The organism is Streptomyces sp. NPDC002309 (genome assembly GCF_053593375.1).
This window is the reverse complement of the sequence record NZ_JBSFCI010000012.1, coordinates 49,221-62,196: the sequence shown is the minus strand read 5'-3', so window position 1 is coordinate 62,196 and position 12,976 is coordinate 49,221. Positions and strand designations below refer to the sequence as shown.

The 12,976-nt window shown below is 72.2% G+C and carries 12 protein-coding genes; 5 read left to right on the top strand and 7 right to left on the bottom strand.

Going from position 1 to position 12,976, the window contains the following annotated elements; genetic code table 11:
- Position 1: 1 nt before the first annotated feature.
- Complete coding sequence (locus ACWCPM_RS12845; RefSeq protein WP_450976164.1) at positions 2–1,189, top strand: NlpC/P60 family protein; 1,188 nt, start codon at positions 2–4, stop codon at positions 1,187–1,189.
- Positions 1,190–1,288: 99 nt separating this feature from the next.
- Here the strand turns inward: ACWCPM_RS12845 and ACWCPM_RS12840 are convergent, their stop codons facing one another.
- Positions 1,289–1,642 (bottom strand): hypothetical protein, encoded by a 354-nt coding sequence (locus ACWCPM_RS12840; protein WP_450976251.1) that lies wholly within the window; start codon positions 1,640–1,642, stop codon positions 1,289–1,291.
- Positions 1,643–2,118: 476 nt separating this feature from the next.
- Here ACWCPM_RS12840 and ACWCPM_RS12835 point away from each other — a divergent pair, with 476 nt between their 5' ends.
- Positions 2,119–3,186 (top strand): NlpC/P60 family protein, encoded by a 1,068-nt coding sequence (locus tag ACWCPM_RS12835; RefSeq protein WP_450976163.1) that lies wholly within the window; start codon positions 2,119–2,121, stop codon positions 3,184–3,186.
- Positions 3,187–3,343: 157 nt separating this feature from the next.
- On the opposite strand, the gene ACWCPM_RS12830 is transcribed toward ACWCPM_RS12835, so the two are convergent.
- Together ACWCPM_RS12830 and ACWCPM_RS12825 are read right to left on the bottom strand one after the other, a co-directional pair.
- On the bottom strand, positions 3,344–4,090 hold the full coding sequence (locus tag ACWCPM_RS12830; protein WP_450976162.1) for a LuxR C-terminal-related transcriptional regulator: 747 nt from the start codon (positions 4,088–4,090) through the stop codon (positions 3,344–3,346).
- On the bottom strand, positions 4,087–5,421 hold the full coding sequence (locus ACWCPM_RS12825) for a PspC domain-containing protein (RefSeq protein WP_450976161.1): 1,335 nt from the start codon (positions 5,419–5,421) through the stop codon (positions 4,087–4,089). Before ACWCPM_RS12825 ends, ACWCPM_RS12830 begins: the two co-directional genes overlap by 4 nt.
- 143 nt (positions 5,422–5,564) lie before the next feature.
- Between ACWCPM_RS12825 and ACWCPM_RS12820 the strand changes: the two genes are divergently transcribed.
- Complete coding sequence (locus tag ACWCPM_RS12820; protein ID WP_450976160.1) at positions 5,565–7,052, top strand: PspC domain-containing protein; 1,488 nt, start codon at positions 5,565–5,567, stop codon at positions 7,050–7,052.
- The gene (locus ACWCPM_RS12815) at positions 7,039–7,251 is read left to right on the top strand and encodes a hypothetical protein (RefSeq protein WP_450976159.1); all 213 of its coding nucleotides are present in this window, start codon (positions 7,039–7,041) and stop codon (positions 7,249–7,251) included. Before ACWCPM_RS12820 ends, ACWCPM_RS12815 begins: the two co-directional genes overlap by 14 nt.
- 181 nt (positions 7,252–7,432) lie before the next feature.
- On the opposite strand, the gene ACWCPM_RS12810 is transcribed toward ACWCPM_RS12815, so the two are convergent.
- The 3 genes from ACWCPM_RS12810 to ACWCPM_RS12800 form a co-directional block, all read right to left on the bottom strand.
- Positions 7,433–7,969: a DoxX family protein gene (locus ACWCPM_RS12810; RefSeq protein ID WP_450976158.1), complete on the bottom strand. Its 537-nt coding sequence runs from the start codon at positions 7,967–7,969 to the stop codon at positions 7,433–7,435.
- 146 nt (positions 7,970–8,115) lie between these two features.
- The gene (locus ACWCPM_RS12805) at positions 8,116–9,411 is read right to left on the bottom strand and encodes a hypothetical protein (protein ID WP_450976157.1); all 1,296 of its coding nucleotides are present in this window, start codon (positions 9,409–9,411) and stop codon (positions 8,116–8,118) included.
- Positions 9,412–9,769: 358 nt separating this feature from the next.
- Positions 9,770–10,564 (bottom strand): class II aldolase/adducin family protein, encoded by a 795-nt coding sequence (locus ACWCPM_RS12800; RefSeq protein ID WP_450976156.1) that lies wholly within the window; start codon positions 10,562–10,564, stop codon positions 9,770–9,772.
- 144 nt (positions 10,565–10,708) lie between these two features.
- On the opposite strand from ACWCPM_RS12800, the gene ACWCPM_RS12795 reads away from it, so the two are divergent.
- Positions 10,709–11,182 carry a pyridoxamine 5'-phosphate oxidase family protein gene (locus ACWCPM_RS12795; RefSeq protein WP_450976155.1) on the top strand — a complete coding sequence of 158 codons (474 nt, stop codon included), beginning with the start codon at positions 10,709–10,711 and terminating at the stop codon, positions 11,180–11,182.
- A gap of 6 nt (positions 11,183–11,188) precedes the next feature.
- Here ACWCPM_RS12795 and guaA read toward each other — a convergent pair whose 3' ends face one another.
- The gene (gene guaA / locus ACWCPM_RS12790; RefSeq protein ID WP_450976154.1) at positions 11,189–12,763 is read right to left on the bottom strand and encodes a glutamine-hydrolyzing GMP synthase; all 1,575 of its coding nucleotides are present in this window, start codon (positions 12,761–12,763) and stop codon (positions 11,189–11,191) included.
- Positions 12,764–12,976: the final 213 nt, after the last annotated feature.

Sequence of the window (12,976 nt, the reverse complement as noted above, 5' to 3'; positions counted from 1 at the left end):
TTTGGCGTCGCACCGCAAGTCGCGCCCGACCGGCGCGCGGGTGGCAGGCATACGTACACCGGCCCTCGCCACCGCTGCCCTGACCTCCGTGGCCCTGCTCTCACAGACCGCGAACGCCGAGCCCTCGGCCGACGACAAGCCGAGTCTCGAAGAGGTCGAGAAGAAGGTCGACGATCTCTACCGCCAGGCGGAGTCGGCGACCGAGAAGTACAACGCGGCCAAGGAGAAGACCGCGAAACAGCGCAAGCGCGTCGACACCCTCCTGGACGACGTCGCCCAGCGCGCCCAGAAGCTGAACGAGGCGCGTGAGGAGCTGGGGACGTACGCCGCCGCCCAGTACCGTTCCGGGGCCTCCGTCCCCGACACCGCCACCTTCCTGCTCGCCGACTCGCCGCAGGACTACTTCGACCAGAGCCAGCTGATGGGCCGTCTGACCAGCCGCCAGAAGGACGCGGTCGACGAGTACTTCACCGATCAGTCGGCGACGATGAAGAAGCGCCAGGAGGCCGCGCAGAGCCTGGAGACGCTCAGCGAGTCGCAGGGCGACCTGCGGTCGGCCAAGGCCACCGTCCAGAAGAAGCTCGCCGACGCGCGGCAGCTGCTGTCGGACCTGACCGCGGAGGAGAAGGCCCGCCTCGCGGCGATCGAGAAGAAGAAGCAGGAGGAGGCCGAGCGCCAGGCCGCCGAGCTCGCCCGGCAGCAGGCGGAGGACCAGCGCCGCCAGGAGGCGGCGCAGGAGGAGCGGGAGCAGGAGTCCGCCGGCGGCGGTTCGCCGGCCGGCACGGGCGAGGCGTCCGACTCCGGCGGTTCCGCCTCGGACTCCGGGTACGCCACCAAGGCGGAGAAGGCGCTCGCGTTCGCCCGCGCGCAGATCGGCAAGCCGTACGTCTGGGGCGCCACGGGCCCCGAGTCCTACGACTGCTCCGGCCTCACCCAGGCCGCGTGGAAGGCCGCCGGCGTCACCCTCCCGCGCACCACCTATGACCAGGTCGACGCCGGCACGACGGTGTCCCTCGCCGCCGCGCGTCCGGGCGACCTGATCTTCTTCTACGACGACGTCACTCACGTCGGTCTGTACATCGGCAACGGGATGATGATCCACGCCCCGAAGCCCGGCGCGTACGTCCGCGAGGAGTCCGTCTACTACGACGGCGAGTCCTCCGTCCACAGCGTCGTCCGCCCGGCCTGACACCGGCGCCGCGGGGGGCCGGAGAGGTGATCGGCGAGGCGGTCGAAGGGCACGCGCGCGTGCGGCGGTTTCCGTGGCACGCGCGCGTGGGGCGGCGCGTCAGGTCCAGAGCACGGCGATGAACACGTTCGCCGTGGTCAGCAGCGCCACCAGCCCGAACATGCCCTTGTCCACCTTCTCGTCGTCCCGCTTCACATAGACGAGGCCGAGGATCACGATCAGCAGCGCCAGTTTCACGCCGATCTTGATGTTGTTCACCGGCTGATCGTCCGCCTGGTTCAGGCCGACCAGGATCACGCCGGTGACCAGCATGGTCAGCGCGCCGTGCAGCATCGCCGGGACGAATCGCGCGGTGCCCTGGCCCATCGCCTTCATCTGGGTGAGGAAACCACCGAGGAGGGAGGCGATGCCGATGATGTGCAGCCCGACGAAGAGGTGGATGAGTACGTCTATGGGGCCGGAGCCTAATCAGGAGGTTCCGGGCCGCCCGACACCGGGCCGCCCACGCTCCCACGGTGACTGCGCAAAGCCCCCACGGTGACTGCATATATGCGCCCCATAGCACCCGCACGCCGGCACCCGACCCGGAATCGCCGCATCGGTCATCGCGCCGCGTGAAGGCGACGGCCCCGAAGGGCGCGCCCGATCACATACGGTCACCCGCTGTTCCCCTGACGTCACTTCCGCACAAGGTGTCACCGTATCGACACGCCCGGGTTTAGCGTCCTCCACCAGGTGACCGGCTCCCCACCGCCGCCCTTGCCAGAGGCGGCAGCCGGGCACCACCGCCGAGAAGGTCCGGCGGCGCCCCGCATCCCCTGTGCGGGGCGCCGCCGGACGCGTCAGCCGCCCCGGCGCGGTCGTACGTCCACCCGGTGGCCGTACGGACCGGCGGTCGCCCGAGTCGTACGAAAGGACGTGCAGTCCACGTGGCAGCGCACCGCAAGCCCCGACCACGCTCGGCCCACGGCACCAAGGCCCGCACGGCGGCGACGATCGCCCTCGCGGGCGCGGCGACCGCGACGGGCCTCGACGGGATCGGCCACGCCGACCCTCAGCTGACGCCGGAGCAGGTCAAGGCCAAGGTGGACAAGCTGTACCAGGAGGCGGAGGTCGCCACCGAGAAGTACAACGGCGTGCAGGAGGAGGCCCGGGCGGCGCGAACGCGGCTGGGCAGCCTCCAGGACGAGGCGGCCCGCAAGGAGGAGCGGCTCAACTCCGCCCGGGAAGCGCTCGGTTCGTACGCGGCGGCCCAGTACCGCGACGGCGGTCTGGACCCCGCGCTGCAACTGGCCCTCTCCGACGACCCCGACCGGTACCTCGACGGCGCCGCCTTCGCCGAACGCGCCGGGGACCGGCGGGCGGCGGCCGTCACGCGCGTCGGCAGACAGCTGCGGGAGATCGAGCAGCTGCGCGGCGCCGCCCGCCTCGAACTGGCCTCGCTCCGCTCCCGGCAGACCGAGCTGAACCGGCACAAGAAGACCGTCACCGGCAAACTCGACGAGGCGCGAAGGTTACTGGACCGGCTGACGGCCGAGGAACGGGCGCGGTTCGCGCAGGGCGAGGGCACGGACCGCGCCTCACGGGCCTCGACGGCCGACCGTGACGCCCTCCAGGCTCCCGGTTCCGCCACGACGGCCGCGCCCAGCTCCCGCGCCGCCGCGGCCGTCTCGTACGCCTACCAGAAGCTCGGCAGCCCGTACGTCTGGGGCGCCACGGGTCCCAACGCCTTCGACTGCTCGGGCCTCACTCAGGCCGCGTACCGCTCCGCGGGGGTCGCCCTGCCCCGCACCACCTACGCCCAGATCGACGCCGGCCGCCGGATCCCACGCTCCGAACTGGCCCCCGGCGACCTGGTGTTCTTCTACTCCGGCATCAGCCACGTCGGCCTCTACGTCGGCAACGGCCAGATGATCCACGCACCCAACCCCTCGGCGCCGGTCCGGCTGGCCCCGATCGACCAGATGCCGTTCGCGGGAGCGACCCGGGTGGTCTAGGGCCTTCTGCCGGCCGGTGCCTTTCCGGAAGGGGGCTCGCCCACCGGTTCCAGCGCGGGTACGGGCGTGGGCGAGGAAGACGGCGTGGGCCAGGAGATGTGGTTCGCGCTCGCCGGCGCCGCCCACCCGTGAGCACCGGGTGACGGCCGCCCGGCGGTCACACCAGCCGTCGCGCCGTCGCCCAGCGGGTCAGCTCGTGCCGGTTGGAGAGCTGGAGCTTGCGGAGCACCGCCGACACGTGGGACTCGACCGTCTTGACCGAGATGTACAGCTGCTTGGCGATCTCCTTGTAGGCGTAGCCGCGGGCGATGAGCCGCAGGACCTCGCGCTCCCGCTGGGTGAGGCGGTCCAGGTCCTCGTCGACCGGCGGGGCGTCGGTCGAGGCGAATGCGTCGAGGACGAAGCCGGCGAGACGCGGCGAGAAGACCGCGTCGCCCTCCTGGACCCGGAAAATCGAGTCGACGAGGTCCGTGCCGGTGATCGTCTTCGTGACGTATCCCCGGGCGCCGCCCCGGATCACGCCGATCACGTCCTCGGCCGCGTCCGAGACGGACAGGGCGAGGAAACGGACCGGCTGCTCGGCGCCGCCCATCAACGGGGCGCAGCGGCGCAGCACTTCGACACCGCCGCCGCCCGGCAGGTGCACGTCGAGGAGGACGACCTCGGGGCGGGCGGCGGTGATGACCGTGACCGCCTGGTCGACGTCCGCGGCCTCGCCGACGACCTCGACGCCGGTCTCGTCGGTCCGGCCGATCTCGGCCTGGACGCCCGTGCGGAACATCCGGTGGTCGTCGACGAGGACCACCCGCACGTGCCGCCCCGCGACGCCGCCGCCCTGCTGGTGCGCGGGCTCGGCCGACTCCTCCGCTCCCGCCGTTCCGTTCGCCTCGGTCGGGTCGCTCATGACGTCTTCTCCGCCCTCTCCATCTCCAGCTCGACCTCCGTGCCGCCGTCCGGCACCGCCCGCAGCCGGGCCGTGCCCCCGTTGCGCTCCATGCGGCCGATGATCGATTCTCTGACTCCCATGCGGTCGGCGGGTATCGAGTCGAGGTCGAAGCCGGGACCGCGGTCCCGGACGGACACGAAGACCGTCTTCCCCTCGACCTCGGCGTAGACCTGTACGGCGCCGCCGTCGCCACCGTACTTCGCGGCGTTCACCATCGCCTCGCGCGCGGCCTGCATCTGTGCGCCGATCCTCTCGTCGAGCGGGCAGTCGCCGACCACGACGACCTCGATCGGGACCCCGTGTTTGTCCTCGATCTCCGCGGCGTTGCGCCGCACCGCCTCCGCGAGGGTGGCCGGCTCGTCGGCCTCGTCCTTGCCGGTGCCCTCCGGTTTGTAGAGCCAGGTGCGCAGGTCGCGCTCCTGGGCACGGGCCAGGCGCCGCACCTCGCCGGGGTTGTCCGCGTTGCGCTGTATCAGCGTCAGGGTGTGCAGCACCGAGTCGTGGACGTGGGCGGCGACCTCGGCGCGCTCCTGGGCACGGATGCGCATCAGGCGCTCCTCGGAAAGGTCCTGGGTCATGCGGACGAGGTAGGGACCCGCGAGGAGCGTGATCCCGACGAGCACCGCGAGCGCCGCCTGGAGGACCGAGCCGAGGTGGGCCGCGGAACCCTGGAGCACGAAGACGCCCGTCACACCGGCCGTGACGAGCAGGACGCCGCCGACCGCGCGCAGCAGCGTGAGGGTGCGCTTGCGACGGCCGACCTCGACCCAGCGGGCCCGGCGGGCGTTGTCGGCCTGGCGCCAGACCAGGGCGACACCGGCGCCGACGAGCACGGCCGGCAGCAGGTACGCCTGGGCGCCCCCGCCCAGGTTCACATTGCCCACGAAGACCGTGGCAACGACGACCATCAGCAGCAGGGCGACGATCTGGCCCTTGTCGGGTCTGCGCGCCACGAGTTTCCTGCGGCCGTCGGGAGAGGTCTCGGTGGCCACCAGGGACGGAGGCTTCTGCGCCTCCACACCGCCGACGCCGAGCGGCACGAAGAACCAGAAGGCGGCGTACAGCAGCGCGCCCAGGCCGTCGGCCGTGAAGAGGCCGACGAACACCAGGCGCACCCAGATGACGGGCAGGCCGAGGTGCCCGGCGAGCCCCCGCGCCACACCACCGAGCCAGCGTCCGTCACTGCTGCGGTAGAGCTTGCGCGGCGGCCGCGGCTCGTCGAGTGGCGCTGCTGCGGTTGCGGCGTCCGGCATGCCACCGATGGTCACACGCCGGGCGGGCCGGAGCATCAGGGTCGACCCCCGAGACTCCCCTGATCTTCGACCGGCGCGCCGGTCGAACACCTCCCCCGCCTCGACTCAGGGGTGATTTCAGGGTCCGGCCAGGGTCGTACCGACTCCCGCTGCGGCGGCCCGCCCGTCACCATGGACCCATGACCGATCACCAGCACGCCGCGGACGCCGTGCCCGACGCGGGCCCCGCGTCCGACACCGCGGCCGCGACGACCGCGGGTGAGGAACGGCGCGCGCCCGGCGACCCCGGAGGCCCCGGCCTGCCCGGGAGTCCCGGCGACTCCGGGAGTCCCGGCGACTCCGGGAGTCCCGGAACCCCCGGGGAATCAGGCGCGTCCGGCGGTCACGAGCCCCTGGAGCCCCCGCACAAGTTCCGGCGGGACGGGCGGCACAAGATGATCGCCGGGGTGTGCGCCGGGCTGGGGCGGCAGTGCGACATGGACCCGGTGATCTTCCGCATCACCCTCGCCGTGCTCTCCGCGACCGGCGGCATCGGTCTCCTCTTCTACGCCTTCGCCTGGCTCTTCGTCCCGTACGACGACAAGGACGAGAACGAGGTCCGCAAGCTGCTGACCGGCCGGGTCGACGGGCAGGCTCTCGCCGCCGTGCTGTTCGCGCTGGTCGGCTGCGGGGTCTTCCTCGCGATGCTCGAGAACGGCGGCGTGCTGACCTTCGCCGTCATCCTCTCCCTCCTCCTCGCCGGCGCCGGCTACTGGTCGCAGCGCCGGGGCGCCCCCGATCCCGATCCGCTGGCGGCCCAGGCCGTCGCGGACGCCCCGCCGGAGGCGATGGCACCCCCGGCAGCCGCCGCCTACCCCTCCTGGTGGCGTGACCCGATCGTCAAGGACGGCACCCACGTCGGCGGCACCGGCTACCTGTGGGGCCCCAGCGGCTCCGCCGACCGCGACATCGCGGCAGCGGTCAACATCAGCTTCGACACGGAGACCGGCTCCCGTGCCCCTCTCGCCCCCCGCACCACGCCGCCCAGGCAGCGCGGCCCTCGCTGGATAGGTGGCTGGGTCTTCCTGTTCGCCCTGCTGGCGGCAGCCGTCGGCACGCGCGAGACGTGGGACGAGCAGCCGCTGGGCACGAGCCTGCAGACGGGCCTGGCCTGCGCCCTCGCGGTCATCGGGCTGGGTATCGCCGTCAGTTCGCTCCTGGGCCGCACGGGAGCGGGATCGATATTCCTGGCCGTCCTCACGGCGGGACTGCTCGCCGGGGCGGCGGCGCTGCCCAAGGACATCGGCACGGAGTGGATGCGTACGACGTGGCGGCCCGCGGCGGTGACGGACGTGGCGCCGAAGTACGACCTGGGCACCGGCGTCGGCACCCTGGATCTGACCCGCCTGAAACCCGCCGAGGGCCGGACGGTCTCCCTGGACGCCGAGGTGGGAGTGGGCCGGCTGCGGGTGGTCGTGCCGCCGGACGTGACCGTGAAGGCGAACATCGACGTCGGCATAGGTGACATCCAACTGCCGGGTGAGCAGGGGAAGGACGTGGACGTGGAGCCCGGCAAGTACCGGAAGGTGACGCTCCCCGCGGCGCCGGGCGGCAAGAACGCCGGAACGATCGATCTCGACCTCAAGGTGGGCTTGGGTCAGGTGGAGGTGAGTCGTGCCGCGTCATGACTTCCAGCCGGGAAGGCTGGTGGCGGGAACGGTCGTCACCGCGGTGGGCGTCCTGTACGCCGGGGACGCGGGCGGCGCCTGGGAGACACCGTGGTTCGCGGTGCTCCCCCTGATGACGGGCGGCCTGTGCCTGGCCGCCGTGGCGGCGATGGTGGGCCGTGGTGTACGTCGTCGCCGCGCGGGCCGACAGCGTTCCTGACGGCACGGGCGGCAGCCCTCCGCCCTGCCGTCGCCTCCCCGCTGTCGCCGCACCACCGACGTCGTGCGCGGGGGCCCGCTCCTGCCGGCCCCCGCCGCACCCGACGCCCGCTACCGCGGGCGGGCGAGGACGACTGACGATGGGCCAGGTCACCGCCCGGACGGACGGTGACCTGCGCGCGCTAGCGGTACCCGCCCGACCGCTCCGGTCGGCGGGACCGCAACGCCGCGTCGACGGAGAGGACCGACGCGCCGGCGAGGACGAGGGGGATCCAGGCCATCAGGTAGACGAGATCGTTTCCGTAGTAGTACGGGTCCGATGCCCAGCTCACGGTGAGCCAGAGGCTGAGGGAGATCAGCGCGCCGCCGAGGGCGGCGAGGCGGGACAGCAGGCCGAGAAGGGTGCCGATGCCGACGGCGAGTTCGCCGGCCGCGATGGCGTAGCCGAAGGCGACGGGGTTCTCCAGGGCGAGGTCGACCAGGGCCGGCACGGCCGAGGAGTCCCGGACGGTGCGCATCAGGTCGCCGATGGAGCCCGAGCCGGCTTCCTGGAGGAACGCGCTGTCGGTGAGCTTGTCGAGGCCCGCGTAGACGAAGGTGATGCCGAGGAAGACACGGAGCGGGAGGAGCGCGTAGCGGGTGGCGGTGTCGCGCCAGTCGCCGCGACCGCCGTCGCCGTCGGGGGCACTTCGGGTGTCGGTACGAATACTGTGAGTCATCGATGCGCAGCCGCCTCTCGCACGCAGTGCCGTAGCCCTCAGAAGACCATACGTATGAAAGGAAGAACCCGCTCACATGCGGACGGGCCCTATTTCATCACGCTCGGCGCTTCGTTCGAGTCCTGCCCGGCACAGGGGCGTACGCGCTACTCCGTCACGTCGATGACGTAGGCGTTCGTCTCCACCCCGGCCGCCGTGACCACCCGCACCTCCACCCGGCCCGGCTCCACCTCGGCCGGTACCGGCACGGTCAGGAGCGCGTCGGTCGGGTTGCTGAAGCCGCCGGTGACCGGGACGAGCGGGACGTGGACGTGGACGGGACCGATGCGGACGACCATGCGGGAGAGGCGGTCCGCGCTGCCGGCGCCCGGAGGGACGAATCCCGCGCCGCGGATCTCGATGTCCTCACCGGTGCGGATGGGCGCGTCCAGGTCGCCGGCCTCGCGGGCGCGGACGACGGAGAGGACGACGGGGCGCCCGCCCTCGGCGTACTTGCCGGCCAGGTAGGTGGCCGCCGACACCAGGACCAGCACCGCCAGTCCCCAGGGCAGGTCGGGCAGTTGGTCGGGCCGGCGGGCCAGCCGTACCGCCGCGAACACCAGGGCGACGGCGCTGATGACGACGTACTGGATGTCGGCGAAGGTGCCCCGGCCCGAGTCGTCCGTCAGCAGATCGGCCGCCCTGGGTCGGTCCGCGTGGACCTTCTGGAGCCGCTGCCCGAGGACGCGCAGCCCGACGATCCGCCGGACCAGCACGGCGATGCCGCAGGTGACGGCGAGGACGGTGACCACCCCGGCGCCCCGGGCGAGTTCGAGGCCGGCGATCAGCTCGTCGCGCGCGCCGGGCGAGGAGGCGGCGGCGAGTTGCCCCGCGAGCACCAGCACGGCGTAGGCCACGAACAGCACCCACAGCGCGGCGACGGCACGGGAGGTCGACAGGCGGTTGTCCTCGCCGACGACGGGTGCGAGGGCGCCGCCCCGGGCCCGGTGGAAGTAGGAGGCCGCTGTCAGCGCCGCGGCGACCAGTACCGTCGCGAGCAGTCCGGCCGTGCGTGCGTGCGTCCAGCCCGCGCCGATCGCCGTCAGCGACTGCGCGAGCAGCACGAGCAGGACCAGCGCCCAGACCGCGCCCGCCGTGCGGCGCCACAGGCGGGACAGCCAGGCGTCGCCCTCGGCTCGGGCACGTTCCGCGACCGCGGTCGCGGACTGGGTCAGTTCGTCGGAGACCCACTGGCGGGAGGCGGACACCGAGTGGGCGACGGCCGCGGGCAGGTTGTGGCCGGCCGCGAACTCGTCGCGCTGCACCAGGAACGCGGCCACCGCCCGCCGATGTCCCGCACGCGCGCCGTGCGGACAGCCCCCGCAGGTGCAGCCGCCGTCGTGGGCGCCCCCGAACGCGCCCGTGTGCGCCTGAGCGCCCTGCCTCGCCTCCTGCACCGCCACGCCCGACGCCCGCCTTCCGCGCATCCGCGCACCCACTCGTCCGCCCCGCTCGTCGATGAGTCGGGACCCTCCCGGCGGCCCGTGCAACTCCCCCGCGATGTCAGCGAATTGTGCCCTACGACACCCCGTGCGCGTCCGGCAGGTCGGGTCAGCGACGTCGGCCGGGGTGAACGGGCGGTCGCCGTGTTGACCCGGCTGCGGGAATCGCCGTCCGGCCGGGGTGACGGGACCCGGGCCTTCGACGGCGGCGCGGTCCGCCCCGCGCCGGGGCTGTGCCGCTCCGTGCCGCGGTCCCGGCCGACGTACGGCGAGGGTCGTCGTGGGGCCGGAAGCCCTCGTCGGGCTCTCTGAACGCCCGCTACGACAGAAGGTCCGGCTCACGGCGCGTGATGTCCTGCCAGAGCGGCTGGTAGTTGATCCACGCGACCAGGTCGCCGCCGAGCTGCTCGCGGGTCGCGGCCGCCTGTTTGTGGTCGATCAGGACCGGGCGGCCCGCGGCCTTCGCGATCAGCTGCACCTGGCAGGAGCGCTCCATGGACAGGAACCACCAGGCCGCCGCGTCCACGGAGTCGCCGACGGTCAGCAGGCCGTGGTTGCGCAGCACGAGGGCCTTGCGGGAGCCGAGCGCGGCGGCGATCCGGCGTCCCTCCTCGGCGTCGACGGAGACGCCGCTGTAGGCGTCGTACAGCGCGTGGTCCTCGTAGAAGGCGCAGCTCTCCTGGGTGATCGGGTCGAGCAGGTCGCCGAGCGCGGACAGGGCGCGGCCGTGCACGGAGTGGCAGTGGGCGACGGCGACGACGTCGGGGCGGGCGTGGTGCACCTGGGCGTGGACGGTGAAGGCGGCCTGGTTCACGTGGTAGCGGCCTTCGACCACCTGTCCGTCCTGGTTGGCCAGCACGAGGTCGCCGACGGTGACGTGGCGGAAGGGCATGCCGAACGGGTTGACCCAGAAGCAGTTCGAGTACTCGGGGTCGCGTGCGGTGATGTGTCCGGAGACGCCGTCCTCCAGGCCGTACCGCCCGAAGACGCGCAGTGCCCCGGCGAGCCGTTCCTTGCGGTGCCGGCGCTCGTCGTCGACCGATTCGTACATCGGCGGCATCGCGAACTGCAGCCGGTCGGTGGGCAGGGGCTGGGGCGGGGTGGGCGCGGGCATGGGTCCTCCGGCGCTGGGTTCCGGTACGGAGCGGAAGTTACCGTCGGTCAGCGCGGGAGAACAGGGCTTCGGTGGGTGGAAACGACACTGTGGCGCCGCACATACCTGACAGGGGGTGTCGGGTTTCGGCGCGAGACTCGTCGTATGGCAACGAACTGGTCGTCCTTCACCACCGCCGAACCCGATCTCGCGAAGACCGTCGAGGAACGCTTCGGCGCCCACACCCACCACGTCCTCGCGACCCTGCGCAAGGACGGCTCGCCGCGCACCACGGGGATCGAGGTGCGGTTCGTCGGCGGCGAGTTGTGGCTCGGCATGATGCCCGACTCGCTCAAGGCGCTCGACCTGCGCCGCGACGCGCGCTTCGCGCTCCAGGCGAACCCCGGGGAGGGCACCTCGATGGGCGGCGGCGACGTCCGGGTCGCCGGGCGGGCCGTCGAGGTCGAGGACGACGCGACGAAGGCCCGGTACCGCGAAGAGGTGGAACCGCCGGAGCCGTTCCACCTCTTCCGCACCGAGCTGACGGAGGTCGTGAGGACCTGTGTCGAGGACGACCGGTATCTGGTCGTCCAGGTCTGGAAGCCCGGCGCTCCCCTGCGCACGATCAAGCGCGCGTAGGGCCGGCTACTCCCACTCGATCGTGCCCGGCGGCTTCGACGTCACGTCGAGGACGACCCGGTTGACGTCCCGCACCTCGTTGGTGATCCGGGTGGAGATCCGGGCGAGGACGTCGTAGGGCAGACGCGACCAGTCGGCCGTCATGGCGTCCTCGGAGGAGACCGGGCGCAGCACGATCGGGTGGCCGTAGGTCCGGCCGTCACCCTGGACGCCGACCGAGCGGACGTCGGCGAGCAGCACCACGGGGCACTGCCAGATGTCGCGGTCGAGGCCGGCCGCCGTCAGCTCCTCGCGGGCGATGGCGTCGGCCTCGCGGAGCAGGTCGAGCCGCTCCTTCGTCACCTCGCCGACGATGCGGATGCCCAGACCCGGTCCCGGGAAGGGCTGGCGCTGGACGATCTCCTCCGGCAGGCCCAGTTCCTGGCCGACCATCCGGACCTCGTCCTTGAACAGCTTGCGCAGCGGCTCGATCAGCTGGAACTCGAGGTCCTCGGGGAGCCCGCCGACGTTGTGGTGGGACTTGATGTTGGCGGTGCCCGTGCCGCCGCCGGACTCGACCACGTCGGGGTAGAGCGTGCCCTGGACCAGGAACTCCACCGCGGGACCCTCGTCCGCGACGATCTCGGCCTGCGCCTGCTCGAAGACGCGGATGAACTCGCGGCCGATGATCTTCCGCTTCTCCTCCGGGTCGGAGACACCCTTGAGGGCGTTCAGGAAGCGCTCCTCGGCGTCGACGACCTTCAGCTGGACGCCGGTGGCCGCGACGAAGTCCTTCTCGACCTGCTCGGTCTCGCCCTTGCGCATCAGGCCGTGGTCGACGTACACGCAGGTCAGCTGGGAGCCGATGGCCTTCTGGACGAGGGCGGCGGCGACCGCTGAGTCCACACCGCCGGACAGCCCGCAGATGGCGCGCCTGTCGCCCACCTGCGCGCGAATGGCCTCGATCTGCTCCTCGATCACATTGCCGGTGGTCCAGGACGGGGTGAGGCCGGCGCCGCGGTAGAGGAAGTGCTCCAGGACCTGCTGGCCGTGCGTGGAGTGCATGACCTCGGGGTGGTACTGGACGCCGTAGAGCTTCTTCTCGTCGTTCTCGAAGGCGGCGACCGGGACGACGTCCGTGGAGGCGGTGACGGAGAAGCCCTCGGGGGCGGCGGAGCAGGCATCGCCGTGCGACATCCACACGGCCTGCTCGTCAGGGGTGCCCTCGAAGAGGGTGGAGGCGGACCGGGAGACGTGCAGTCCGGTACGGCCGTACTCGCGGGCGCCCGTGTTGTCGACGGTGCCGCCGAGGCTCCGCGCCATCAACTGGAAGCCGTAGCACATGCCGAAGACCGGCACGCCGGCCTCGAAGATCGCCCGGTCCAGACTCGGGGCGCCCTCCTCGTAGACCGACGAGGGGCCACCGGACAGGATGATCGCCGCCGGGTTCTTGGCGAGCATGTCCTCGACCGGCATGGTGCTCGGCACGATCTCGCTGTAGACCCGGGCCTCGCGGACGCGTCGGGCGATGAGCTGGGCGTACTGCGCACCGAAGTCGACGACCAGGACGGTGTCGGGGGCGGCGGGGGTCGCTGATGACACGGGTTGCCTTCCGGCGGCTTGAAAGGGGCTGTACCACCGATTCTAACGGGGCTGCCGGACGTGCCCGCCGTCTCAGGATCCGAACCGAATTGGCCGCCGGTGTGGGCCACGGCATACTGGCGGCATGCGCTCGCACCCGACCTTCCTCTTTACCTATGGCACCCGGCCCGCCGGCTGCCATGGTCGTGCTGCTTGAGCAACTGACAAGCGACT

What these genes read in the sequence shown, in the direction of transcription:
- ACWCPM_RS12830 (WP_450976162.1), bottom strand. Translation starts at nt 4,090, where the DNA reads ATGAGCGACCCGACCGAGGCGAACGGAACGGCGGGAGCGGAGGAGTCG.
- ACWCPM_RS12825 (WP_450976161.1), bottom strand. Translation starts at nt 5,421, where the DNA reads ATGCTCCGGCCCGCCCGGCGTGTGACCATCGGTGGCATGCCGGACGCC.
- ACWCPM_RS12820 (WP_450976160.1), top strand. Translation starts at nt 5,565, where the DNA reads ATGACCGATCACCAGCACGCCGCGGACGCCGTGCCCGACGCGGGCCCC.
- ACWCPM_RS12810 (WP_450976158.1), bottom strand. Translation starts at nt 7,969, where the DNA reads ATGACTCACAGTATTCGTACCGACACCCGAAGTGCCCCCGACGGCGAC.
- ACWCPM_RS12800 (WP_450976156.1), bottom strand. Translation starts at nt 10,564, where the DNA reads ATGCCCGCGCCCACCCCGCCCCAGCCCCTGCCCACCGACCGGCTGCAG.
- ACWCPM_RS12795 (WP_450976155.1), top strand. Translation starts at nt 10,709, where the DNA reads ATGGCAACGAACTGGTCGTCCTTCACCACCGCCGAACCCGATCTCGCG.